Genomic DNA, 24,689 nt, shown 5'->3' on the forward strand with positions numbered 1-24,689 from the left:
GTGTTTGGCAGGCTCAGGTGGCCTCGCCGTTGATCCAGGTCTTGACGATGTTGGCCACCGCGATCGGGTTCTGCTTGGCCAGTTGGCGCGCCTGCTCCAGGCGCACCTGCTCCTGTGTGGGAGACAGATCGACAGCGGGTCCGGCCAGCGCCGGACGGTCCAGTTGCTCGCCCTCGATGGCATTGAGCTGACCGCCCACGGCAGCCGTCTTGCGGCCCTTGAGCATGGGTCGCACCAGGCCCAGCAGCAAGATGGCGCCGAACAGGGCCAGGCCGATGGGCACGCCCAGGCTGCGGGCCATGTCCAGCACTTCGGGCTGGCGCCACAGCGGCACCTCGGCCGGCGCTTCGTCCTGCACAAAGGGTGTGCTGACCAGGTTGACGGAGTCACCGCGCTCGGCGCTGTAGCCCACGGTCTCGCGCACCAGGGTCAGCAGTTGCGCCTGCTGCGCCGCCGTCAGGCCGCGCGCTGCGGCGGCAACGGTGGCGGCATCGGTGGCACCACCGGCTGCATTCGGCGCAGCGGCCGCCACCAGGGGCGCATTGATGACCACGGCGGCCGTCAGGCGCTTGATGCTGCCCGTGCTGCCGCGTGTGTGGCGCACGGTCTTGTCCACTTCGTAGTTGGTGATGGACTCGCGCTTGCTGGCAGAGCGCACGGCGTTCTGTCCATCGGCCGCCTGGGGTGCGGGATTGGCGCCATTGACCGGCGCGGACGCGTTCTGGGGCGGCTGGTTGCTGGTGGCGCCGGGGATGCCGGTGGGCTGGGGCGGCTTTTGCTCGCCCGTGCTCTCCACCACCTGCTGGCTGCGCACCACGCCCGCGTCGGAGGACTGGTTGGGGCGGTGCTGCTCCGAGGTCGATTCGGTCTGGCTGAAATCCATCTCGGCCGAGACCTGGGCCTTCACATTGTTCTTGCCGACCACAGGCTCCAGGATATCCAGGATGCGGCGCACGTACTGCTGCTCGATCTGCTGGGTGTAGTTCAGCTGCTGCATGTCCACGGCGTTGGCGTTGCCGTCGGGCGACTGCGACAGCAGCTTGCCCGAATCGTCGAGGATGCTCACGGCCGTGGGCGCCATCTCGGGCACGCTGGAGGCCACCAGGTGCACGATGCCCGCGATCTGCGTGCGGTCCAGCACGCGGCCGGGGTACAGGCTCAGCAGCACCGAGGCCGAAGGCTTTTGCTGCTCGCGGAAAAAGCCGTTCTGATTGGGCAGGGCCAGATGCACGCGTGCGCTTTGCACGGCGGCCAGGGCCTGGATGGAGCGCGTCAGCTCGCCTTCGAGGCCGCGCTGGAAATTCAGGCGTTCCTGGAACTGGGTGATGCCGAACTTGCTGTTTTCCATCAGCTCGAAGCCCGTCACCGAACCCTTGGGCAGGCCCTGGGTGGCCAGCTTCAGGCGCACATCGTGCACGCGGTCGGACGGGATGAGGATGGCGCCGCCGCCTTCCGTGTAGCGGTATGGCACGTTCATCTGCGACAGCTGGGCGACGATGGCGCCACCATCCTTGTCGCTCAGATTGGAGAACAGCACCTTGTAGTCCGGCTGGCGGTAGAACATGGCCGCCGCCCCCACGGCGACAACCAGCAGCACGGCGATCGCGCCCCAACGCAGGCGCTGGCCACGGTCCATGGCCGTCCAGCGCTGCTGCAGGGCAGGCTGGGGGACGGGAGTGGCTTGGGGGACAGGGATTTCAGCGACAGCAGACATCTTGGTTCCAGGTGTTCGAGCCCTGCACACACAGGACCCTAGCGTGCTGTCGATTATTCGAAGTCCGCCGCTTCACATTCGCCCGATAAGCGCGCCGTTTGACCTTCTATTTGCCCGGATGCGAAAACCCTGCCGACCTACGATCTCGTCATCTTGCTAACTCCGATGGAATGTGTCATGGACCTTCGCATCCCCAGTACCACCTCTCCCCTGTACGGCACCCAGCTCCCCAAAGGCGTGGGCGCAGGCGACGCATCGACCAAAGTGGCGGCTGGCGGCTTCAGCCAGGCCCTTCAAGGCGCGCTGCAGTCCGTCAGTTCAGCCCAGAACCACTCCAGCCAGCTGCAGCGTGAAGTGCAGCTGGAGAACCCGGCCGTCAGCCTCGAAGAAACCATGATCGCCATGCAAAAGGCACAGATCGGCTTCCAGGCCACGATGCAGGTGCGCAACCGGCTCGTGCAGGCCTATACCGACGTGATGAACATGCAGGTCTGAGGACGTCCGGCCCCGGCCGGACCCTCTTTGCCCACCCAAACCGCAGACCGCAGACCGCAGACCGCAGACCGAACAGCATTTGCGCGCACCATCGCATGGCTGCGTCTTTCCGGCACGCGCAGGATCCGGCCTTCTTCAAGGCGTTGTTCCGCTTTCGCCGAACCGGGCCTTTGCCCACCCTCCCCATTCCTGGCCGCCCGTCACCGCACGGCCCAAAGCACCCCGTCTTTTTCAGCAAGCGTGACCTCCTCCCGCGCATGGAGGGTCGCCTTCCGATGCGCAGCCCTGCCTGCACCGGCCGGCAGGCGCGTCACGCCGACGCCACCCCGGAAAAGACAAAACCCTCGGGCACGCATGCCGGAGGGTTGATCAGGACAGGAAAAAAGGAAGAAGGAGGCTGCTTCAGCTGGCCGAGTGGTAGATGCGCGCCTTGCCCGGTCCGGCGTGAGGGTGTCCATACAGGTCACGTCCATACGTGGCCTGGTCCGAAGCCTGGGGAATCAGCGCCGCCGCCTGGTGCTGGGCCACCACCGCCATGCGCGCCAGCTGGTCGCGCTGCATGGCCATCTGCTCGCCCAGAGCCTGGGCGCGCTCGCGCAGCTCCTGCGTCCAGTCGGCCGCGCTGAAGCGGCGGGCCAGTTCGGAAAACGCCGCCATGGCATCGCGCAGCCGGGTACTGGACTGCTCCAGCGCGACCGCATCCTTCGATTGCAGCGAGGCGGACACCATCCGGACCACCGCGTCCAGGGAATCGAGCATCTCGCTGAGAGTCATGGGACAGGCCTTGCTGAAAAAAGAAAGCGCGTGCTCGCGCCGGAAGGAAAAAACCGAGAAAGAACCGAACCCGCGCTCAGACGCGCGAGTGCGAGAGGAATTCCTCGGAGTTGGCCAGCAGCTTGTCGGCCACGGCGTCGGCGTTCACGCGGAAGGTGCCGTTGGCAATGGCTTCGCGGATTTCCTTGACGCGGTTGGCATCGAAGTCGGCGGTGGCACGACCAGTTTGGTCCAGTGCGCGGGCCGAGTTCGAGAACGACACGGGAACACCGGCCGCCTTGGCAGGCTGGGCCTGTGCGGAGGATTCCTCGCTGGCAATGGCGCTGGCTGTCTTGGGCTGCTTGGCGGCGGCCTGGGAGGCAGCGGCGGGCAGTTCCGGTTTTTGACCTATCTTCATCTTGATTCTCCAATCGCCCTGGCGGCGTAAGGCGCTGTGCCTAGCTTTCGACTGCCTGGAACAAAACTTGAGGTTTTTTTACTGCACCAGCACCACGCCCTCGGGATTCACCACCCCGGAGATGAGCCGGCCATTATCCATGCGAACCCGCACGGTCTGGCCTTCGCCGGCGGCAGACATGGCCTTGCCCGACGATGTGACGGAAAAACCACCACCATTGACCAGAACACGCACTTCGGCACCCACCGCGAACAGCGCCGGCGTGCGCAGCATGTTCTGGCGCAGTGTCTGGCCTGCGGCCAGTGGGCGGGAAGCCACCAGGCCCACCCAGTCCTGCTGGTTGGCGTAGACGGCGGCCGAATCCTCGGCCCAGTCCACCTCGGCCTGAACGGCGTCGTCGGCCGACAGCGGGCGGCCCGAAGGCACGCCGTTTTGCAGCACCCAGGCAGGCCCCCAGGCCTTGACCGTGATGGGCAGGAACACATTCCAGGCCACGGCGCCCTGCAGGCAGCGCAGGCCCAGGCGGGTACGGCCCCACAGGCGCGAGCCTGCGGGCAAATAGGGTTCGACCTTGGCGCAGGCGGCCAGGCGCAGGCGGGGATCGAGCTGGCCCATCTGCACTTCCATGCGCAGGGGCAGGGCGCCCGCACCGGCCATGCCCTGCTGCAGGGCCTCGTCGGCAAAGCGCTGGCCGATCTGGCTGAGCTGGGCCGCGCCATCGGGCGCGTTCTGCGCGAACGCGCTGCCTGCTAGCGTTGCTCCAGCGGCGAGCGCAGCGCATGCGGCGGCGCGGGCGAAGGCTCGGGCGGCGGAAGGCGGATGGGCGGTGCTGAAGTTCGACATGGCTGGGGCTCCTGACTTGCTCCGGCACCCCGTCAGGATGGGCGGGATACATGGAGCGATGCCAGCAAATATAGGGCGGGCGCCGTTTTCCGAAGCGCCGAACTGCGCAGGCAAACGCGCTTTCTTTGCGCTTTAGCGTTCGGGCCCGATTTCCATAATCGACGCATGCCGCAGTCCGTGGGCTGCCGCCATTTCGTCAACCGATCACCGCAAATCCCAGAGGGCGAGGCCGACATGCTCGACAAGATGACTGAACGACTGGATTTCCAGAGCAAGGCGCTGGTGCTGCGCGCCGAGCGCCAGCGTGCAATCGCCAGCAACATCGCCAATGCCGACACCCCGGGCTATGTGGCACGCGACTTCAATTTCCGCGAGGCGCTGACGGCCGTCACCTCCGGCCCCTCGCCCATGACGCTGGCCAGCGTCAGCCAGGGCGGCCACATTCCGCTGCCTGCCGCCGCCTCGGGGCAGAGCGCGCAAAGCCATCTCGGCTACTCGGTGCAGGCCCAGACCAACATGGACAACAACACCGTGGACCTGGACCGCGAACGCGCCAACTTCGTCGACAACGCCGTGCGCTACGAAGCCACGCTGCGCTTTCTGAACGGCCAGGCCAAGACCATGCTGTCGGCCATCCAGGGCCAGTAAGCCGGCGCCACAGACCACAGGAGCTTTCCCATGTCCATGTTCTCCATCTTCAGCATCTCCGGCAGTGCCGTCAGCGCCCAGTCCCAGCGCCTGAACGTCGTGGCCTCGAACCTGGCCAACGTCGATGCCGTGGCCGGCCCCGACGGCAAGGCCTACCAGGCGCGCCAGGTGGTCTTCCAGACCGTGCCCATGGGCGAGGAAGGCTCCTCGGGCGTGCGCGTCAGCGCCATCAGCCAGGACAACACGCCGGGCCGCCGCATCCACGATCCCCAGCACCCGCTGGCCGATGCCGAAGGCTATGTGACGCATTCCAACGTCAGCGCCGTGGACGAGATGGTCAACATGATCTCGGCCTCGCGCTCCTACCAGAACAACGTCGAGGTCATGAACACGACCAAGTCGCTGCTGCTCAAAACCCTGCAGATGGGCCAGTGAGCCCCGTCCGCACCACATTCCAGGAGCCACTCCCATGATCTATGGCGCAGGCAGCGTCGCCAGCACGGCCGACCTCAACAGCAAGAACACCACGAGCAATTCGAACACCGACCCCGCAGCAGCGCAGGACCGTTTCCTGAAGCTGCTGGTCGCGCAGTTGAACAACCAGGATCCCATGAATCCGATGGACAACGCGCAGATGACCTCGCAGATGGCACAGATCAACACCGTCACCGGCATCCAGCAGTTGAACAAGACCATGGAAAGCATGGCCGGCCAGTTCACGGCCATGCAGGTGCTGCAGGGCACGCAGATGATCGGCCGCACCGTGCTGACCGAGGGCAACACCCTGGGCGTGGGCAAGGAAAAGTCCTATACGGCGGCCTTCGACCTCGAAGGCCCGGCCGCCGATGTCAAGGTGCAGATCACCACGGCCGGCGGCGAGCTGGTGGACACCGTCGAGCTGGGCAGCGGCGCCGCGGGCCGCAACTACTTCACCTGGGACGGCAGCAAGTACACGGGCGATGCCAGCCAGCTGCGCTACACGGTGCAGGCCACGAATGCCGACAAGGCCGTGGCCTCGACCACGCTGTCGCCCCACGCGGTGCTTGCCACGGGCACCACCGACGGCAAGCTGACGCTGGAGCTGGACGACGGCACCAACGTCGCCTACACCTCCGTCAAGGCCGTGTACTGAACACCGCACCAAACACCCCAAACCATCGCAGGAGCACACCATGGGATTCCAACAAGGCCTCTCGGGTCTGAACGCCGCCAGCAAGAACCTGGACGTGATCGGCCACAACATCGCCAACGCCAACACCACGGGCTTCAAGTCCTCGCGCGCCGAGTTCGCCGAGGCCGTGGCCAGCGCCGTCGGCTCGGCCAGCGGCCAGACCAGCGGCATCGGTGTCAACGTGGCCGCCGTGACCCAGCAGTTCCGCCAGGGCCCGATCACGACCACGGGCAACAACCTGGACGTGGCCATCAACGGCAACGGCTTCTTCGTGGTGCGCCAGCCCGATGGCAGCACGGCCTATACGCGCGCCGGCAGCTTCGGCCTGGACAAGCAGGGCAACCTCAAGACCGTGCAGGGCGACAACGTCATGGGCTACCCCGTGGACGCCACCACGGGCAAGGTGCTGGCCGGCGGCCAGCCCGTGCCCATGGTCTTCCCGTCGGGCCAGCCGATTGCGGCCAAGACCACGACCAAGATCAATGTGGAGCTGAACCTCGATGCGCGCGCCACGCCCGCGGCAGGCAACCCCACAGCCACGCCTCCCGTTGCCGCCACGCCACGCGCCACCTATGGCACCTCGATCAACGTCTATGACAGCCAGGGCGTGCCCACGCCGGTGCAGATGTACTTCGAGAAGGATGCGGCGTCCAACACCTGGAAGGTCTACGACGGCCTGGACGACCCCACGGCATCGCCGCCCAAGGTCGCCACCTTGCTGACCACCCTGGTGTTCGATGCCTCCGGCAAGATCACCAGCGGCAGCCCCGTGACGGCGCAGATCAAGAGCAGCAACCCCAACGCGCCCACGCCCGGCACCATCAACGGCACGGCCGGCGTGACGCTGGACTTCTCCAGCGTGACCCAGTTCGGCACCAAGTTCGCGGTCAGCAGCCTCAAGCAGGACGGCTACACCTCGGGCGCGCTCACCGGCATCAACATCGGCAACGATGGCGCCATCGTGGCCACCTACTCCAACGGCGTGACGCGCACCGAGGGCCAGCTGGCCCTGGCCGCCTTCACCAACACCCAGGGCCTGGGCGCCGTGGGTGACAACAAGTGGGTGGAAACCTCGGATTCGGGCCCGGCGCTCAACGGCACGGCCCAGTCCGGCACCTTCGGCTCGCTGCGTTCGGGCGCGCTGGAGGACTCCAACGTGGACCTGACCGCCGAGCTGGTGAACATGATGACCGCGCAGCGCGCCTACCAGGCCAATGCCCAGACCATCAAGACCCAGGACCAGGTCTTCTCGACCCTGGTGAACCTGCGCTGATAGCCAAGAACTGAGTCAGGAGAGCCGGCATGGACCGCATCATCTACACCTCCATGACGGGCGCCAACGCAGCGGCGCAGCGTCAGTCCGTGCTGGCCCACAACCTGGCCAATGCCGGCACCAATGGCTTTCGGGCCGAAATGTCCACCTTCCGCTCCGTGCCCCTGCAGGGCAGCGGCGCGGGCACGCGCGTGTTCGCGCTGGAGGCGACCTCCGGCTACGTGGACACGCCCGGCCCCACCCAGCGCACGGGCCGCGCACTGGACGCCATGGCCATGGGCCGCGCCTGGTTCGCCGTCCAGGGCCTGGACGGCCAGGAAGCCTACACACGCAACGGCGTGTTCGAGGTTTCCCCCGAGGGCCAGCTGGTCAACAGCAACGGCCAGGCCGTGCTGTCGGACGGCGGCGGCCCCATCGACATTCCGCCCGAGTCCACGATTTCCCTGGGCTCCGACGGCACGCTGACCGCCAAGACCGGCAACCAGCTGCCCGTGGCCGTGGGCCGCGTCAAGCTGGCCACGCCGGCCGAGGACGCTGCGCTGGTGCGCGGCAACGACGGCCTGTTCCGCACGGGCAACGGCGAGCCGCTGCCCAACGACGAGAACGCCCGCCTGCTGTCGGGCGCCATCGAAGGCTCGAACGTGAATTCGGTGGAGACCATGGTCGGCATGATTGCCGCCGCCCGCCAGTTCGAGACCCAGATGCGCCTGCTGCAGACCGCAGAAACCAATGACAAGACGGCCAGCCAACTCTTGAGCATGAACGGCTGAAAGCACTGAAAAGGAAAACGCCATGATCAATTCGCTGTTCATCTCCAAGACCGGCATGGAAGCCCAGCAGACCCAGCTGGATGTGATCTCCCACAACCTGGCCAACGTCTCGACCACGGGCTACAAGCGCGCCAGCGCGGTGTTCGAGGATCTGATCTACCAGAACCTGCGCCAGTCGGGCGCCCAGACCACCGAGCAGAACCAGCTGCCCACGGGCCTGCACCTGGGCCTGGGCGTGCGCACGGTGGCCACCTCGCGCAATTTCCTGCAGGGCGCCCTGCAGCAGTCCAACAATGCGCTGGACGTGGCCATCGACGGCAACGGCTTCTTCCAGGTCAACATGCCCGACGGCACCACGGCCTATACCCGCGACGGCTCCTTCCAGGTCGATGCCCAGGGCCAGTTGGTGACTGCCAGCGGCATGCCCATCGCCAACGGCGTCACCATTCCCCAGGGCGCGACCAAGGTGTCTATCAGCCCCGAGGGCGTGGTCAGCGTGACCATGGCCGGCCAGGCTGCGCCCCAGCAGGTGGGCAACATCGCGATGAGCCAGTTCATCAATCCGGCCGGCCTGGAGCCGCGCGGCCAGAACCTGTTCACGGAAACCGCTTCCTCGGGCCAGCCCCAGCAGGGCCAGCCCGGTGTCAACGGCATGGGCATGATCAAGCAGGGCTACCTGGAAGGCTCGAACGTGAACGTGGTGCAGGAGCTGGTGACCATGATCCAGACCCAGCGCGCCTATGAAATGAATTCCAAGGCCATCCAGACGTCGGACCAGATGCTGGCCAAGCTGGCGCAGTTGTAATTGATCTCTCCCCCTGAGCGGCTTCGCCGCTTCCCCCTCTCTACTCGCTTCGCGAGGGAGGGGGACGACGCCCTCGCTGCGGGGCGGCCCTTGCTCGGCGTCCCTGACCTGGGCCGCGCCGGTCTCCGGGGTCGCGCCACATGCCTATGGCTCGCCAGGTTCATGCGAAGCATGGATCACTGAAACACCGGGAACATCGCCATGACCCAACGAACCTTCTCCCTTTCCGCGACGGGCACGTGCCTGGCGCTGGCGGCAGTCCTGTCGGGCTGCACGACGCTCAATGACCCGCCGCCGGTGGACATGCCGTCCACGGCGCCGCCGGTGCTGCCGCAGCCCGCCCCGGTGGCGGGCAGCCCCACGGGCAGCCTGTTCAACGCGGCCAGCTACCGGCCCGGTTTCGAGAACCGGCGTGCGCGCCTGGTGGGGGACCTGGTGACGGTGCAGATCGTGGAGCGTGTGACGGCCAGCCAGAAGTCGGATTCGGGCCTCAAGCGGTCCAACAAGACCACGGCCGGGATTTCGGCGCTGCCGCTGTTTTCGGGCAATGCGCTGGCCAATCTCAAGGACCGCTCCAACATCGGCTTCAACAACAACAACGACTACACGGGCTCGGGCTCGACGTCCAGCGACAACACGTTCACGGGCGCCATCAGCACGACGGTGGTCGATGTGCTGCCCAACGGCCATCTGGTGATCGCCGGAGAAAAGCAGATCGGCGTGAACCACAACGTGGATGTGCTGCGCTTCACGGGCACGGTGGATCCGCGCACCATGCAGCCCGGCAGCCTGGTCGCCTCGACCCAGGTGGCCAATGTGCGCGTGGAATCGCGCAGCCGCGGGCAGGCCGGGGAAGCGCAGTCAATTGGCTGGTTGTCCCGGTTCTTTTTGAACGTTATGCCGTTCTGATTCTCCGGAGAATGGACAGCATGAAAGTACTGTCCATGCTCCTGACATTGCGCCAAGCGCAGCGCCCCTTCTGGGTTGCAGCCGCCCTCGGCGCCAGCATGCTGACCCTGCCGGCGCATGCAACACGCATCAAGGAGGTCGCTGCCATCCAGGGCGTGCGCAGCAACCAGTTGACCGGCTACGGTCTGGTGGTCGGCCTCGACGGCACGGGCGACCAGACCACCCAGATGCCCTACACCAAGCAGGCCCTGGCCAACTACCTGGAGCAGATGGGCATCTCGCTGCCCGCCACAGGCAACGCGGGCCAGCTGCAGCTCAAGAACGTGGCGGCCGTGATCGTCACCGCCGAGCTGCCGGCCTTTGCCCAGCCAGGCCAGACCATCGACGTGGTCGTCTCCTCCGTGGGCAATGCCAAGTCGCTCAAGGGCGGCACCCTGGTGACCACGCCGCTGCGCGGTGCCGACGGCGAGATCTACGCGCTGGCCCAGGGCAACCTCGTGGTCGGCGGCGCCGGCGCCTCGGCCGGCGGCTCCAAGGTACAGATCAACCACCTGAGCGCGGGCCGCGTGCCGCAGGGCGCCCAGGTCGAACGCGCAGTTCCCACCCCGATCAACGAAGGCGACAGCATCACGCTGGGCCTGAACGCCACCGATTTCCAGACCGCCGACAAGGTGGTGCGCGCCATCAACCAGCGCATGGGCCAGGGCGTGGCGCAGGCGCTGGACGGGCGCACCGTGCGCGTATCCGCGCCCCAGGACCCGGGATCGCGCGTGCGCATGATTGCCGAGATCCAGGAGATGCCGATCGAGACCTCCAAGCCCTCGGCCAAGGTCGTGATCAACGCACGCACGGGCTCCATCGTGCTCAACCAGGCCGTGACCCTGGGCCCCTGCGCCATCGCCCACGGCAACCTGGCCATCACCATCAGCGCCACGCCGGTGATCAGCCAGCCCGGCGCCTTCTCGCAGGGCCAGACCGTGGTGGCCCAGAAGTCCGACATCCAGATCAAGCAGGAGCCCGGCAACATCATCAACATGCCCGGCTCCCCGCAGCTCACCGACGTGGTGCGCGCACTCAACACGCTGGGCGCCACGCCCCAGGACCTGCTGGCCATCCTGCAGGCCATCAAGGCCGCAGGCGCTCTCAACGCCGAACTGGAGGTGATATGAGCATCGCACTTCCCAATGGATCGCAGACTGCGGCCAGCAATGCGCTGGCGGCCGACGCCCGGTCCCTCAACGCACTCAAGTTCGCGGCCGGCGAGAACAGCCCGCAGGCCGCGAAGGAAACCGCCAAACAGCTGGAATCGCTGTTCATGCGCGAGATGATCAAGAGCATGCGCGAGGCGACCATGAAGTCCGGCCTGCTCGACAGCGCACAGGGCAACCTCAGCACCGACATGCTGGACCAGCAGCTGTCGGTGGCCATGTCGGGCCAGCCCGGCGGACTGTCGGATGCCATCACGCGCCAGCTGGCCCGCACCATGGGCTCGGAAGCCGCCGAGGATGCCGAGATCTCCGTGCCCTCCACGCTGAGCATCAGCCGCATCGCCTGGCGCAGCACGGCCACCAATGCCAATGGCGCCGCCGGCGGCACCGCTGCCATCGGCGCCTGGAGCGGCAGCCGCAGCAGCGCGGCCCAGTCCGTCAACGCCTACGCACCCGCGCCCAAGGGCCGCGACAACTTCGTGGCCCACCATGGCGACGCCGCGGCGCGCGTGGCGCAGGAAAGCGGCATTCCGGCCGCCTTCATGCTGGGCCAGGCCGGCCACGAGACCGGCTGGGGCAAGAGCGAGATCAAGAACGCCGATGGCAGCAATGCCCACAACCTCTTCGGCATCAAGGCCGGCAAGGGCTGGACGGGCAAGGTCGCCGAGGTCACGACCACCGAATACATCGACGGCGTGGCGCGCAAGGTCACGGCCAAGTTCCGCGCCTACGGCTCCTACGAGGAGTCCTTCCGCGACTATGCGCGGCTGATCACCAGCAATCCGCGCTACGAGAAAGCCATGGGCAAGACCGACTCGGCCCTGGCCTATGCGACCGAGCTGCAGAAAGCCGGCTACGCCACCGATCCCGAATACGCCAGCAAGCTCAGCCGCGCCATCCAGAGCGCCGTGCAGAGCGCGGCACGCGCACAAGCCTAAACCGAGAACACGCCATGAGCCTTTTGAACGTCGGATCCCGCGCCCTGATGGCGAATCAGATCGCCCTGCAGACCACCGGCCACAACATCGCCAACGTCAACACGGCCGGCTACTCGCGCCAGAGCGTGGCCTTCCAGACCTCGCCGGGCCAGAACATGGGCAGCGGCTACATCGGCAATGGCGTGGATGTGAACACCATCCTGCGCAACTTCAACGAGTTGCTGAACCGCCAGGCGGCCACGGCCAGCGCCGTGTCGGCGGCCGATTCGGCGCGCGCCACCTCGCTGGCGCAGATGCAGGAAGTGTTCAGCGGCGGCAAGACCGGCCTGGGCGCGGCCATCACGGACATGATGAATTCGTTCGGCGATGTGGCCGGCGCGCCCACCGACCCGTCGGCACGCCAGGTGGCGCTCACGCGCATGAACGAGCTGGCGGCGCGCTTTCGCTCGGCATCGGCCCAGCTCGACGAGCTGGACTACAGCGCCAAGCAGCAGATGGGCAACGATGTGACCGTGGTCAACAGCCTGGCTGGCCAGGTGGCCACGCTCAATGCGCAGATCAGCCGCTCCATCGCCTCGGGCCAGACGCCCAACGACCTGCTGGACCAGCGCGACCAGCTGGTGCGCAATATCAACAAGTATGTGCAGACCAGCCAGATCCCCGCGGACGACGGCACCATCAGCCTGTTCGTGGGCGGCAGCCAGCCGCTGGTGCTGGGCTCCAGTTCGGCCCAGCTCACGCTCAAGGAAGCCACGGAGTTTCCGGGCAGCGGCAAGATGGCCCTGTACTTCCAGCAGCCCGGCGGCCAGAGCGTGGAGCTGACGCCCTCCATGCTGGGTGGCGGCGAGATCGCCGGCCTGCTGCAGTTCCAGGGCAGCGACCTGACCGAGGGCCGCAACCTGCTGGGCCGCATGGCACTGGCCATCGGCGACACGCTGAACCAGCAAAACAACCTCGGCCTGACGCTGTCGGGACAAAGCGGCAGCAATCTGTTCAAGCTGTCCATGGTCAGCAACGGCTCGACCACGGGCGCCCAGTGGACAGGTGCCACCACGCCGACAACCACGGTGGTCGATGCCAGCCAGCTCAAGGCCTCCGACTACCAGGTCGTCTTCGGCAGCACGGCCCCAGCGGGCAAGGTCATCCGCCTGTCGGACGGCAAGGTGACGGACTTCACCAGCGTGGCCGATCTCAACTCCAAGGTGATCGACGGCCTGAAATTCGACCTCAAGGCCCCGGGCACCAACGGCAACTCCATCCTGTTCCGCCCCATGGCGGCAGGCGCCCACGACATCCAGGCCGCCGTGCATTCGCCCAACGACCTGGCCGTGGCCAATCCCGTGGCCGCCAGCATCAAGTCGCTGGGCGATGCCACCCTGCAGATGGGCGGGATCCAGGTCAGCGCGGGCTTCGACTTGACCAACTTCGCCGGTGCCGAGGTGTCATTCAGCAAGAACGGCGCCGGGCAGCTGGAGTACACCATCACCCCGGCACCCACAGGCGTACCCGCCACGGGCCTGTACACCTCCGGCCAGGCCATACAGCTGGCACCGGGCCTGCAGGTCAAGATCACCGGCACGCCCGCCATCAACGGAACCAACAGCGACAAGGTCACGCTGGGCAAGGCCACCGATCCGCAATACGGCACGGCCTACCAGCGCGATGCCGGCAATGCCAGCTCCTTCCTGGCGCTGCGCGACAGCAAGCTCTTCGATGGCTCGACCACGCTGAGCGACGGCTTTTCCACCGCCATGGCGCAGGTGGGCACCCGCACACAGAGCGCGCAGTACGCGGCCAAGCTGTCCGAGACCATCGCCAAGAACCTGGAGGCGGACCGCACGGCCGTCTCGGGCGTGAACCTCGACGAAGAGGCCGCCAAGCTGCTGCAGTACCAGCAGTCCTACCAGGCCTCGGCCAAGATGCTGCAGGTCGCGCAAAGCATTTTCGACAGCGTTCTGCAGACCGTGGGCCGCTGATCACAGGACAGGAGCATTCCACCATGAGCATCTCCCGCATTGGCACGGCCAACATGTACGAAAGCACCATCAACAACCTGAACTCGCGCAACACGAGTCTGGTGGACCTGATGGAAAAGACCACTTCCGGCAAGCGCGTGGTGCGCGCCAGCGACGACCCCGTGGCCGCCGCCCAGGCCGAGCGCGCGCTCACGCGCATCTCCCGCTCGGAAAACGACCAGCGTGTGCTGGGCCTGCAGCGCGATGTGATGGCCCAGGGCGAATCCAAGCTGGGCACCGCCCACGACGCGCTCAAGGACTTCCGCGACCTGATCCTGCAGTCCGGCAATGGCTCCTATGACCAGAAGGCGCGCGATGCGCTGGTGCAGCAGCTCGAAAGCATACGCAACCAGGTGCTGAGCTACGCCAATGCCAAGGACTCCAACGGCCTGCCCATCTTCCGCGGACTGGGCAGCAAGGAAGACCCTCTCACCAACGGCAACCCCGGCACCAATTCCCAGCTGCAACCGGGCCAGGCCACGGGCAGCGAAAACGGCCTGCCGCTGGCGCTGGACGGCTTTGCGACCTGGATGAACGTGCCCACGGGCAACGGCGTGTTCGCCGTGACGCGCCAGTCGCCCACGGGCAGCTCGGCCTATGCCGACCTGGGCACGGTGTCGGACCCCAGCGCCATCACGGGCGCCAGCTACACCCTGAATTTCACCAAGGACGCCACGACGGGCGCCCTGAGCTACACCGTCACCTCCGGTGGCACGACCGGCACGGCCGTTCCCTACACGGCCGGAGACACCATCACCGTGGGCGGCATGTCGATGAAGATCTCGGGCAACCTGGCCACGGGCGACAGCTTCACGCTGGGCCCCAGCCAGCGCACCGACCTGTTCAGCGTGCTGGACAACGTGATCGCGGGCGTGAAGAACGGCGCCACCGATGCCGGCGCCATGCAGCAGGCGCTGGGCCGCGGCCTCAACGAACTCGACGCCGGCATGAGCCGCGTCCAGGCCATGCGCAGCTTCGCCGGCGACCAGCTCAACCGCGCCGACCGCCTCGAAGACGACATGAAGAACCAGGCGGACCAGCAGGAAGCAGCGCGCTCGCGGGCCGAAGACATCGATATGATCAAGGCCCTCTCCGATGTGGACATGCAGAAGGTGGGCATGCAGGCGGCCTTGCAGTCCTACGCCTCGATCCAGAAACTGTCACTGTTCAACTTCATCAACTGATAACCGCCCGCGCATGCATCCATGGTCCAGTCCGTCCTGAGCTCTCTGACCCTCGGCTATAGGCCGCTCTGGAACCAGGCCCGCCGTCTGGCGGGCGTGCAGCTTTATCTTCACGAGGAGCCCGGCGTCCAGGCCGACGTGGCCCACCTGCTGCGCATACTGCGCGAGACCTGGGGCACGCAGTCGCCGCCGGTGCTGCTGTCGCCCCAATCCCGCCAGGTGCTGTGCGACCTGCTGGAGAACGCCTCCAAGGGAAGCCCCTGGATCGAGGTGCGCGGCGACTGGCTGCAGGACTCCGCCATCTATGACCTGGTGCGCCAGGCCCATGCGCGCGGCCTGATGCTGGTCTGGCGCGGCCCGCTGTCCGACGTGCCCGACGCCCAGGCCGCCCACTGGTTTGCCAGCAGCCTGCTGCACCTGCCGCCCGAAGGCGCCTCGGGCATGCCCAATCAGACCGTGCTTGCGCTGCAGCAGGCCGCGCAGGCCGCCGAAGCGCCGACCAAGCTCCAGGCCCTCAAGCAGGCCGCCAGGCCCGCCCCCACCCTGCCCCCCCTGCAGCTGCTGGGCGGCCAGATGTATGAAGGGCTGGAAAGCCTGGCTCTGGCCGATCTGTGCCTGGACAGCTTCCATGCGGGCGCCATCGCCGGCTGGCCCGTGGCCGATGCATTGCATGCCCAGCGCCATCACCCCGCCCTGCCCAGCCGCGACACCGTGCTTGCGCTGATGCGTGCCGTCGATGCCGAGCAATCGCTGGAAGCCTTCGAGCAGATCCTGGGCGAGGACCCCATCCTGGCCTATCGCTTCATGCTCTACACCAACTCCGCGGCCCTGGGCCTGCGGGGCAATGTGGACTCGCTGCGCCGCGGCCTGGTGATGCTGGGCTACGGCACGCTGCAGCGCTGGCTGTCGGACCAGCTGCCCCACGCCTGCACCGAGCCCAGCCTGATACCCGTGCGCACCGCCATCCGGCTGCGCGCCAGCCTGACCGAACGCCTGATCGAAGCCGGCATCAGCCACGACCTGCAGCGCGAGGTCTATCTGCTGGGCCTGTTCTCGCAGCTGGACCAATTGCTGGGCGAGCCCCTGCCCACCGTGCTGCGCCGCGTACCGCTGTCCGAACGCGTCTTCGACGCGGCCGTGACGCGCACCGGCCCCTACGCGCCGGCCCTGATGATGGCCATTGCGCTGGAATCCGACGATCCCGCACCGATTCGCCAGCTGCGCGAAGACAACGACTTCGAGATCGAGGACGTCAACCGCAACCTGCTGCGCATGCTCAGCGAACTGCAGGTGCAGCCCGCGCCGGCGGCCTGATCGATATACGGCGACCCGCAGCGGCCGAACCTGCGGCCTGATCTGCGGCCGCTGCCATCCGCAGATTCCACCCATGAAAAAACCGCCTGGATCTCAGGCGGTTTTTTCATGTCCGGCAGGAAGCTGCAGATGCAGCTGCCGCCGTCAGGCCATGGCTCAATGCATGGCGTGGGGCTGACCGTCGAACATGTGCTCGAACTGTGCCAGCCAGGGCTCGGCCAGCGTGCGGATCTGGGCATCGTTGCGCAGGATGCGCTGCATGATGCGCGCCTTCTCCTTGCGTTGCTCAGGCGCCAGCGGCTCGTCATGGGACTTGAGCCGCAGCTGCTCGATCAGCACGGCACAGGTGCCTTCGTAGCGCGTCACTCCCTCCCAATCCTTGTTCTGTGCGGCCTGCAGCATCTTGGCGCTGCTGTCTTCTATGGCCCGGTAAAAGTCAATCAATGTCAACTCCATTTCTAGGTCCCGGCAACGGCTGGCGTGTTGGCGATATCACGCCAACCATTGGCAATCGGAGCCAACACGTCCTGCGCGCTTTGCAGCAGCGCTGCGTCGTTGCGCAGATTGGCCAGCGTCAGCTGGGTGATGCTGTAGTCGTAGACGGAAATCAGGTTCTGTGCCAGCTCGCCGCCTTCATCGGGATTGACGGAGGCCTTCAGGCCTTCCTCCAGAATGCGCACGGCCTTGCCGATCTGCACACCCTTCTCGCCGATGTCGCCACGCTGCAAGGCTCCCTTGGCCGCGTTCAGCGCTTTCTCAAGCGCGTCGAACAGCAGCTGGATCAGTTGATGGGGCGATGCGCCGTCCACGGAGGACTGGACGCCGACCTGGGCATAGGCACTTGCAGCACGACGGTTGAGCGATGTGTACATGTTCGTTTCCTTGATGTCTTGTTCTTCGGCTGCAATGCCCGAAAATTTAGAGGCACCGGGCATTGGTTACAGAAAACAGGACCGCCGCTCCGCATGGCTCCTGTCTATTTATTCCACTGGGAAACCTGCTGGTTCATGTAGGCACTCAGCGCCGAATAGCCGCTCATCTTCTTGTCCAGCGAAGCGTACTGCTCACGCAGGCGCTTTTCCAGCGAATCGGCCTGGTCATTGATCCGGTCCTGGGACTTGCCGTTGCTCTTCTTGAGTTCCTGCAGGCTCTTGCTCTTGGTGTCGAAGGTGCCATCGAATTCCAGCGCCTTGCGCGTGAAATCCTTCATGCGCGCGGCCAGGCCCTGCGTATCAGGCTGCCCGTCTGTTCCCACCGCGGCAAACATCTTGCTCATGGACTCGGGGTCCTTCAGCGCTGCGTCCAGCTTGGTCTTGTCGCTGGCTGTCGTACCGTAGGCGAGCTTGCCGCCCTTTTGGATCTGAATGCCCATGTCCGACAGGCGCTTGAGCGTGTCCGCTGCGCCAGCAACCGTACCCGAGACCACGCTGCGCAGGCTGTTGGTCATGCCCACCGTGGTGGAGTCGCCCTGCAGCACGCCGGCGGCCTTGCTTTCGGCGTCGTACTTGGTCGAGCTGGCCAACGCGTCATTGAGCGCGTTGTAGGCATCCATGAAGGCCTGGATCTTCTTCTTCATGCCCTCAGTGTCCGAGGACACCGTCACCGTCACCGGGGTGGCGGCCGCCGTCACCTGGTTCACGGTGATGTTCAGGCCAGGCACGGTCTGCTTGAACTCGTTGGTGGTCGACTGCACCGTGATGCCATTGACATTGATCTCGGCATTCTGGGCGTACTGCGCCACGGAGCTCGTGGTTGCCTTGCCGTTGAAGGCCAGGGCCGACAGGCTGGCATCGCCACTGGCACCGACCGTGAAGCCGGCATCGGCACCCGTGGCACGCGAGCGCAGCACCAGGCGTTCACCCTGGGCATCCTTGAGCACCGACGCCACCACGCCCGTGCCCTTGCTATTGATGGCCTGGACCACGTCTTCCAGCTTGGCACCGGCCGCGATATCGATCTCCACGGGAGTGCCGGGATTGCTGAACTGGTCGCCAGTCTTGTCCCAGCTGCCCATGGTGATGGTGAGCTTGCCAGCCCCGAACTGGGTGGACGCCGGCATGACAGCGGTCGCAACAGACTGGCTGCGCGCCAGATCCGTCACCGAGATCACCGAAGATCCGGGCAGAGCATTGGCGTCCGTCACCGTGGCAGTCACGGCCGTATTGGTCGTGGTGGCATTGGTCAGGCGCCATGTATCGGCATCGGCCAGCGAAGTGGCCGCGTCCTGAAGCGTGGACATCAGGGACTTGATCTGCCCGAACGTGGATATCTTGGAATCCAGAACAGACGCTTTTTGCTGAAGCGGAACCAGTGACTGCCTTTGCAGGGCCACCAGTTTGGCGATCATCGTCTCGTCCAGGCCGCTGCCGCTGATGCCAGCTGAACTCAAGGTGGCCATGACCATCCCTTTCTAAGTGCAGAACACCTCCGCGCCACAGCGCAGAGCGTGCCCCTGCGAACACGCACACCAAATGCCCGAAGGCATTCCCCGGTATCTTATCGACCGGTTTCTCCCGAACCTGAGGCTTTTTTTGGCCGCGCCCTGCGCAGCCAGGCTCAAAAGCCCCGCAGGCTCCCTCTTACTGGATCAGCTTGAGCACCGACTGGGGCAGCTGGTTGGCCTGGGCCACCATGGCTGTGCCGGCCTGCTGCAGGATCTGCGTGCGGCTCAGGTTGGCGGTTTCGGCAGCGAAGTCGGCATCCATGATGCGCGAGCGTGCGGATGCGGTGTTCTCTGCTGCCACCTGCAGGTTGGAGATCACGGCCTCGAAGCGGTTCTGTGCGGCACCGAAGGTGGCGCGCGTGTTGTTGACCAGATCCAGGGCGGTGTCGATAGCAGCCATGGACAGGCGGGCATCAGGCGCCGAGCTGCCCGCGCCGAGCAGCGAGCCCAGGGCTCCACCCAGGGACGGCGGCGTGCCGCCGGTAATGGCCAGGCCGCCGGGCGTAGAGCCCGTCAGGTTCACGGCCATGATCGTGATCTGGTTGTCGGCCCCGGTATTGGCACCCACCTGGAACACGGTGGCATTGTTGTTGTCCAGCAGCTGGCGGCCGTTGAAGCTGGTGCTGCCGACGATACGGGCGATTTCCTGCGCCAGCTGCTGGAACTCCTTGTCCAGCGAACCACGGTCCGTCGTGCCGTTGGTGTCGTTGGCGGCCTGCACGGCCAGCTCACGCATCCGCTGCAGGTTGTCGCTGAGCTTGCCCAGTGCGCCTTCGGCCGTCTGCGCCATGGAAATGCCGTCATTGGCATTGCGCATGGCCACATTCATGCCTCGCACCTGGGCGTTCATGCGCTCGGCAATGGCCAAGCCTGCCGCGTCGTCCTTTGCACTGTTGACACGCAGGCCCGAAGACAGGCGCTGCATGGTGGTGCTCAGCGACGACTGGGACGTGTTGAGATTGCGCTGGGCGTTAAGCGAAACAAGATTGGTGTTGATGATGGATGCCATGGGGCAGCTCCTCGTTAGGCATGAACAATGGCCAACCGTTCGACGACCCCAAGCCGCCAGAACGCCAGAAAGCACGCCAGGACTTCCAGCTCTGCCTATCTGATGCCAACGATTGTGCGGAAAAGCCCTTGCGCCAAAGCGCCGATAAAGCCCATGATCGGACGCCAATTCACCTTTCGAACACCCTCTTCACCCACTCTTTCGCCCATAAAAAAACCCCAGGCAGATGCCTGGGGCCTGGAGAATTCCGGCCGCCTCTTGCTTGGAAAGGCCGCCGGACTCGCACTATCAGCGCAGCAGGGCCAGAACGCCCTGGGGCAGTTGGTTGGCCTGGGCCACCATCGCCGTGCCAGCTTGCTGCAGGATCTGCGAGCGGCTCAGGTTGGCGGTTTCCGAAGCGAAGTCGGCATCCATGATGCGGCTGCGGGCAGAAGCGGTGTTCTCGGCTGCCACTTGCAGGTTCGAGACCACGGCCTCGAAGCGGTTCTGGGTGGCACCCAGCACGGCGCGCTCGGAGTTGACCGTATCCAGAGCCGTGTCCAGGTTGCTGATCACGGTAGCCAGGGCAGTAGCGTCCAGAGCCGTGGTGGCGTTGGAGCCGATCGAGGCGCTGGTGATGCCGGTGATGTCGGTATTCGTACCCAGATTGCTCGTGGTGACGGTGATCGAGTCGTTGGCCGAAGTGTTGGCGCCCACTTGGAAGTTGATGGCGCCAGCATCGGTGCTCAGAATCTTCTTGCCGTTGAAATCAGCGCCCTTGATCACGCGGTCGATTTCCTTGCCCAGCTCGACGAATTCCTTGTTCAGCGAAACCTGGTCCTTGGCGCCGTTGGTACCGTTACGGGCCTGCACAGCCAGTTCACGCATACGCTGCAGAGCGTCGGTCACCTTGGACAGGGCGCCTTCAGCGGTCTGGGCCATCGACACGCCGTCGTTGGCGTTGCGCACTGCCACGTTCATGCCGCGGACCTGGGCGTTCATGCGTTCTGCGATGGCCAGGCCGGCTGCGTCATCCTTGGCGCTGTTGACGCGCAGGCCGGAGGACAGGCGCTGCATGGTGGTGGACAGCGAGCTTTGCGAAGTAGCCAGGTTGCGCTGGGCGTTCAGCGATTGCACGTTGGTGTTGATAGACATGGCCATGGTGACAACTCCTAGTAAAGTCAGTTACGTCGCCGCCACGGTGCCCTCGCTTATCGCAAGGCGGGCGGCGGCGGCCCAATCCGACCATCGGCCGCTTTCACATCGAATTACGCGGCTTTTGGTGGGCTCAGGACTTTTTGTCCCTCTGCTGAGTTGGTTTTCGGAGCTGCCCCGGCGAACTTTAGGGGGACTTCACAAGATTTTTTGCACTACGCGGCATGGCCATCCGCGCGGTGCATGGTTCGCTGTTACAAAACGGGGGCCACAGGAGCGGCCAGACCCAGATCCTCATAGGAGACACGCAGATCCACAGGCTCCTGTCCCTGGCACCAGCGGGCCCAGGCCTGGCGCATCCCCATCGCCACCGAGCGCGCCACGATGTCCGCCTGTTGCGGCTCCTGGTCCTGCAGGCGTGCACGCAGCCCCTGGCGTATCTGCTGCAGCTGCGGCAAATGTGCCTGCCAGAACGCAGCCTGGTCCAGCAGTTGCGCCAGGTCCCGTGCTGCAAAGCCCTGGTCCAGGCCGACACGAGCCATCACTTCGGCCGACTGCCGCCCCGCCAGCAGCTCCCCCATCAGCGTCAGCGTGGGCACGCCCATCCACAGGGCGTGGTTGGTGACCACTCCGCCAGTGAAGGGCAGAGTATCCAGGCAGATATCTATATCATGGTGCGCCTGCAGATAGTGCTCGAATCCCATCTGCTCCACAAAATCGACGCGCTGCGCGGCCACGCCCTCCTCGGCCAGCCAGTCGCGCAGGTGCTGCGGAGGACCGGAACGGGGGCAGGCCGCGATCTTCAGCCTCGCCGTGGGCAGTGCACGCAGCACCTCACCCCAGACAGAAACCACCTGGCGGTTGATCTTGGACAGGCGGTTGAAGGAGCCAAACGTCAGATGGCCGTTGCGCAGCGCCGGCAGTGGCGCCACGGCCTCCTGGTGGATGCCGCCGTCGAAGACGTAGGCCAAAGGAACACGCAACAGCCGTTCGGTCAGCTGGGTCTTGAGCAGTTCGTCCTCCAGGATCAGGTCGCTGAGCACGATGTAGTCCATGCTTTCCAGGCCTGTGCTGCCCGGGTTGCCTATCCAGGTCATCTGCAGCGGCGCGGGCTTTGCGGCAAACAGATCCAGCCGGTGACCACGCGTATGGCCACTGAGATCAATCAGGATATCGATGCCGTCGGCCCGAACCAGATTGGACAGCGACTGCACATTCATGTCCTTGATGCCGCGCCACAGCTGGAACAGGCCCTGGAATTCCTTGGTGACCTCATCGTGAATTTCGTTGTTGCAATAGGCAACGCACACCAGGTCGCCATGCCGGGACAGCTCGCGCATCACCGGCAGGAAGAACTTGGCCGCCGCATGCGCGCGAAGATCACCGGACACGAAGCCCACACGCAATGTCTTGCCGCGGTCACGGGCGTTCTCATACCCCATGCCCCGCTGCCCCTCGGAATGCCGCCGCATGAGCGCACCATATTCGCGGTTGGCCCGCCCCACCGAGGCTGCACTGGCCTCAGGCGAATGGATCATGGCGAACAGGCGCGCGCTATAGGCGGGCTCGTAGTCCGGGTGCAGCCTGACCAGTTCATCCAGCTGGCGCATGTGGCGCAGGGCATCGCCGCAGCGGTCCCAGTAGGCGGCGCGCTGGAACATCAGCTCCCGGTCACCGGGAAGGCGTTCCAGCGCTTCGGTCAAGGCCCGGTCGAGCCGGAGCAGGTCACGCGTTTCCAGCAATACCTGGCAGCGCAGCATGTGCGCGCGGGCATTGTCAGGCTGGATGCGCAGCGCCTCTTCGAGCAGTTCCAGCGCCTGCTCCCATTTCTTCTGGGCAAACAGCGTGAAGGCCGTCTCGCAGTGGAGCACGGCATTGTCGGGGCGCAATTGGAGCGCCTTGCGCAAGCAGGTTTCAGCCTCTCCCAGCCGTCCTCCGGAGCACAGCAGCAACGCCAGATGCAGCAGCAGCTCCAGACTCTCAGGCTCGATCTGCAGCGCCATGCGATAGGCAGTTTCCGCCTGCAGCTCCCAGCCAGCCTCGCCCAGCACATGGGCGCTGGCCAGGCACAAACGCAGGTCCTCGGGCCGCTGCTGCATGAGCAGCACCAGGAACTGCGCACATTCCTGCAGCCGTCCGGTTTTCTGCAGCGCGGCCGTCAGCCGCGACAGTGTGTCCACATCCTCCGGGTCGAGCAGCAGCGCATTCACATAGCAGGGCAGGCTGTCCTCGATACAGCCCTGGGCGCACAGCGCATCGCCCAGATGCGAGAAGGCCTGGGTCCAATGCGGCCGCAGCGCCAACGCCGCACGCATCGCACGCTCGGCCTCGGCTGCGTGGCCTGCCTGCAGGCAGATGCCGCCCATGTTGAACTGCACCTCGGCATCGCGCGGCAGCAGAACGGCTGCCTGGCGCGCTGCCTGCAGGGCCGCCTCGATGCGGCCGTTCGCATGATCGGCTGCCGCCTTGAGCTTCCAGACCAAGCCGCTCTTGGGATACTGGCGCACCAGCGAACCCGCCAGCTGGCTGACCTCGGCATGCTCGCGCTGGGCAAACAGCTGCCCCAGCAGCCGCAGCTGCGCCTCGGGCACCCGACCACGGCCATCGCCAGCAACCGGCGCCGCCTCGGGCTGCGCCGGCCCCAGCGGCCAGCGCGCGGCCTGCACCTCCAGGAACGCAGCTGCCTGCGCGCCCTGCACCAGGGCCACATCCTTTTCCAGCTGTTCCAGCGCAATCTCCTGCATGCCGTTGGCCCGTGCCACGTCGATCAGCGAGATGGCCATGTCCAGCAGCCCCTCGCGGATCAGCATGTGGATGTACAGGCGCCAGTAGCCAAAATCCGCAGGCCGCACGCCGATGGCTGCCTCCAGATAGGGCAGTGCCTCGGCACTGCGCAGCTGGTGCAGACCCAGCAGCTGGGCCATGCCGTGCAGCGCCTCGGCATGGGCAGGCTCCTGCTCCAGCACCTTTTCATAGGCCTGGCGAGCCTGCTCGAACTGCCACTGTTCATGCAACTGGCGGGCCTGCTGCAAATGCTCGTTCGTATTCATCTTGGTCATCAAGGTTGCGGGCAAGCGCCCCACCACAGGCCCGGCGCCCAGGCCGACACCCGCACAAATACCGCCATCGTGCAGGCAAGCCGGCAGGCACAGCCCCCGGATAAGCGGGCGCAAACCGCATTTCTTCCACCTTTGCCAGACGGACCGGTCACCAGCTGCTACAAAACAGGAAGCACGCCATGTGGCTGTATGCCATCATCCCCGGCTTCGCACGGACACAATCGCCTCTCGCAGCATCGGAACAGGCCCCGCTTTTACCTACAGTTCCAACCTTCCGGCGCAGGGGCGCTCTGCGAAAATTCATCGAAGCGTTTGCCCTCATAGGCAGGTGCGCAGCTCTTTTTCAGGAACATATCCCATGCCCTCCATTGACCAATTCATCGAAAGCTTTCTGACCGCCGTGGACTTCCAGGAAGCCGTAGCAGTCACCCCTGACACCGAACTCAGGAGCCTGCCCGAGTGGGACTCGCTGGCCGCGCTGGGCGTGATCGTCATGTTCGACGTGGACTACGGCAAGACCATCACGGGCGACGATCTCAAGAACTGCTCGACCATCACTGATCTCTACAAGCTGCTGGGATAAACA

Annotated in this window: 24 protein-coding genes; 14 read left to right on the forward strand and 10 right to left on the reverse strand. The window is 65.6% G+C overall.

What is annotated here, in order from left to right; genetic code table 11:
- Positions 1–13: 13 nt before the first annotated feature.
- Complete coding sequence (gene fliF, locus ACF8NF_RS13000; protein WP_026062017.1) at positions 14–1,714, reverse strand: flagellar basal-body MS-ring/collar protein FliF; 1,701 nt, start codon at positions 1,712–1,714, stop codon at positions 14–16.
- Between the two features lie 177 nt (positions 1,715–1,891).
- On the opposite strand from fliF, the gene fliE reads away from it, so the two are divergent.
- Complete coding sequence (fliE, locus tag ACF8NF_RS13005) at positions 1,892–2,209, forward strand: flagellar hook-basal body complex protein FliE (RefSeq protein ID WP_016449318.1); 318 nt, start codon at positions 1,892–1,894, stop codon at positions 2,207–2,209.
- A gap of 402 nt (positions 2,210–2,611) precedes the next feature.
- On the opposite strand, the gene ACF8NF_RS13010 is transcribed toward fliE, so the two are convergent.
- The 3 genes from ACF8NF_RS13010 to flgA form a co-directional block, all read right to left on the reverse strand.
- On the reverse strand, positions 2,612–2,983 hold the full coding sequence (locus ACF8NF_RS13010) for a hypothetical protein (RefSeq protein ID WP_016449317.1): 372 nt from the start codon (positions 2,981–2,983) through the stop codon (positions 2,612–2,614).
- A gap of 76 nt (positions 2,984–3,059) precedes the next feature.
- Entirely contained in the window at positions 3,060–3,380 is a 321-nt protein-coding gene (flgM, locus tag ACF8NF_RS13015) for a flagellar biosynthesis anti-sigma factor FlgM (RefSeq protein WP_016449316.1), read from the reverse strand.
- 78 nt (positions 3,381–3,458) lie between these two features.
- Positions 3,459–4,223, reverse strand: coding sequence for a flagellar basal body P-ring formation chaperone FlgA (gene flgA / locus ACF8NF_RS13020; RefSeq protein ID WP_392450703.1), 765 nt, complete (start codon positions 4,221–4,223; stop codon positions 3,459–3,461).
- Positions 4,224–4,457: 234 nt separating this feature from the next.
- Here flgA and flgB point away from each other — a divergent pair, with 234 nt between their 5' ends.
- The 12 genes from flgB to ACF8NF_RS13080 all read left to right on the forward strand — a co-directional run bounded on the left by flgB (position 4,458) and on the right by ACF8NF_RS13080 (position 16,458).
- On the forward strand, positions 4,458–4,871 hold the full coding sequence (gene flgB, locus ACF8NF_RS13025) for a flagellar basal body rod protein FlgB (RefSeq protein ID WP_013800365.1): 414 nt from the start codon (positions 4,458–4,460) through the stop codon (positions 4,869–4,871).
- A 30-nt stretch (positions 4,872–4,901) separates the two neighbouring features.
- The gene (flgC, locus tag ACF8NF_RS13030) at positions 4,902–5,306 is read left to right on the forward strand and encodes a flagellar basal body rod protein FlgC (protein ID WP_016449314.1); all 405 of its coding nucleotides are present in this window, start codon (positions 4,902–4,904) and stop codon (positions 5,304–5,306) included.
- A gap of 34 nt (positions 5,307–5,340) precedes the next feature.
- Entirely contained in the window at positions 5,341–6,003 is a 663-nt protein-coding gene (locus tag ACF8NF_RS13035; protein ID WP_209803087.1) for a flagellar hook capping FlgD N-terminal domain-containing protein, read from the forward strand.
- A gap of 40 nt (positions 6,004–6,043) precedes the next feature.
- Positions 6,044–7,315, forward strand: a complete 1,272-nt coding sequence (flgE, locus tag ACF8NF_RS13040) for a flagellar hook protein FlgE (RefSeq protein ID WP_017403966.1) — start codon at positions 6,044–6,046, stop codon at positions 7,313–7,315.
- Between the two features lie 29 nt (positions 7,316–7,344).
- Entirely contained in the window at positions 7,345–8,085 is a 741-nt protein-coding gene (locus ACF8NF_RS13045; RefSeq protein WP_016449311.1) for a flagellar basal body rod protein FlgF, read from the forward strand.
- A gap of 22 nt (positions 8,086–8,107) precedes the next feature.
- The gene (flgG, locus tag ACF8NF_RS13050; RefSeq protein WP_012202560.1) at positions 8,108–8,890 is read left to right on the forward strand and encodes a flagellar basal-body rod protein FlgG; all 783 of its coding nucleotides are present in this window, start codon (positions 8,108–8,110) and stop codon (positions 8,888–8,890) included.
- Positions 8,891–9,091: 201 nt separating this feature from the next.
- The gene (locus ACF8NF_RS13055; RefSeq protein ID WP_012202559.1) at positions 9,092–9,799 is read left to right on the forward strand and encodes a flagellar basal body L-ring protein FlgH; all 708 of its coding nucleotides are present in this window, start codon (positions 9,092–9,094) and stop codon (positions 9,797–9,799) included.
- Positions 9,800–9,819: 20 nt separating this feature from the next.
- The gene (locus tag ACF8NF_RS13060; RefSeq protein ID WP_392450704.1) at positions 9,820–10,968 is read left to right on the forward strand and encodes a flagellar basal body P-ring protein FlgI; all 1,149 of its coding nucleotides are present in this window, start codon (positions 9,820–9,822) and stop codon (positions 10,966–10,968) included.
- Positions 10,965–11,945: a flagellar assembly peptidoglycan hydrolase FlgJ gene (gene flgJ / locus ACF8NF_RS13065; protein WP_392450705.1), complete on the forward strand. Its 981-nt coding sequence runs from the start codon at positions 10,965–10,967 to the stop codon at positions 11,943–11,945. Before ACF8NF_RS13060 ends, flgJ begins: the two co-directional genes overlap by 4 nt.
- 14 nt (positions 11,946–11,959) lie before the next feature.
- Positions 11,960–13,921 carry a flagellar hook-associated protein FlgK gene (gene flgK / locus ACF8NF_RS13070; protein WP_026062196.1) on the forward strand — a complete coding sequence of 654 codons (1,962 nt, stop codon included), beginning with the start codon at positions 11,960–11,962 and terminating at the stop codon, positions 13,919–13,921.
- A gap of 23 nt (positions 13,922–13,944) precedes the next feature.
- Complete coding sequence (flgL, locus tag ACF8NF_RS13075; RefSeq protein WP_016449307.1) at positions 13,945–15,144, forward strand: flagellar hook-associated protein FlgL; 1,200 nt, start codon at positions 13,945–13,947, stop codon at positions 15,142–15,144.
- Between the two features lie 21 nt (positions 15,145–15,165).
- Positions 15,166–16,458, forward strand: a complete 1,293-nt coding sequence (locus ACF8NF_RS13080; RefSeq protein WP_016449306.1) for an HDOD domain-containing protein — start codon at positions 15,166–15,168, stop codon at positions 16,456–16,458.
- A gap of 156 nt (positions 16,459–16,614) precedes the next feature.
- Here ACF8NF_RS13080 and ACF8NF_RS13085 read toward each other — a convergent pair whose 3' ends face one another.
- From ACF8NF_RS13085 to ACF8NF_RS13110, 6 genes are all read right to left on the reverse strand, one after another.
- Positions 16,615–16,914 (reverse strand): flagellar protein FliT, encoded by a 300-nt coding sequence (locus ACF8NF_RS13085; RefSeq protein WP_016449305.1) that lies wholly within the window; start codon positions 16,912–16,914, stop codon positions 16,615–16,617.
- A gap of 2 nt (positions 16,915–16,916) precedes the next feature.
- On the reverse strand, positions 16,917–17,330 hold the full coding sequence (gene fliS, locus ACF8NF_RS13090) for a flagellar export chaperone FliS (protein WP_016454333.1): 414 nt from the start codon (positions 17,328–17,330) through the stop codon (positions 16,917–16,919).
- A 104-nt stretch (positions 17,331–17,434) separates the two neighbouring features.
- Positions 17,435–18,856: a flagellar filament capping protein FliD gene (gene fliD, locus ACF8NF_RS13095; protein ID WP_016454334.1), complete on the reverse strand. Its 1,422-nt coding sequence runs from the start codon at positions 18,854–18,856 to the stop codon at positions 17,435–17,437.
- Positions 18,857–19,037: 181 nt separating this feature from the next.
- Positions 19,038–19,910, reverse strand: a complete 873-nt coding sequence (locus tag ACF8NF_RS13100) for a flagellin domain-containing protein (protein WP_061289112.1) — start codon at positions 19,908–19,910, stop codon at positions 19,038–19,040.
- Between the two features lie 288 nt (positions 19,911–20,198).
- Positions 20,199–21,050 (reverse strand): flagellin domain-containing protein, encoded by an 852-nt coding sequence (locus ACF8NF_RS13105; protein WP_017404688.1) that lies wholly within the window; start codon positions 21,048–21,050, stop codon positions 20,199–20,201.
- A gap of 248 nt (positions 21,051–21,298) precedes the next feature.
- Positions 21,299–24,103: a tetratricopeptide repeat protein gene (locus ACF8NF_RS13110; protein WP_392450706.1), complete on the reverse strand. Its 2,805-nt coding sequence runs from the start codon at positions 24,101–24,103 to the stop codon at positions 21,299–21,301.
- Between the two features lie 358 nt (positions 24,104–24,461).
- Here ACF8NF_RS13110 and ACF8NF_RS13115 point away from each other — a divergent pair, with 358 nt between their 5' ends.
- Positions 24,462–24,686 (forward strand): acyl carrier protein, encoded by a 225-nt coding sequence (locus tag ACF8NF_RS13115; protein ID WP_034366508.1) that lies wholly within the window; start codon positions 24,462–24,464, stop codon positions 24,684–24,686.
- Positions 24,687–24,689: the final 3 nt, after the last annotated feature.

This window comes from Delftia sp. WSY_22, from assembly GCF_043104185.1.
GTDB lineage: Bacteria > Pseudomonadota > Gammaproteobacteria > Burkholderiales > Burkholderiaceae_C > Comamonas > Comamonas tsuruhatensis.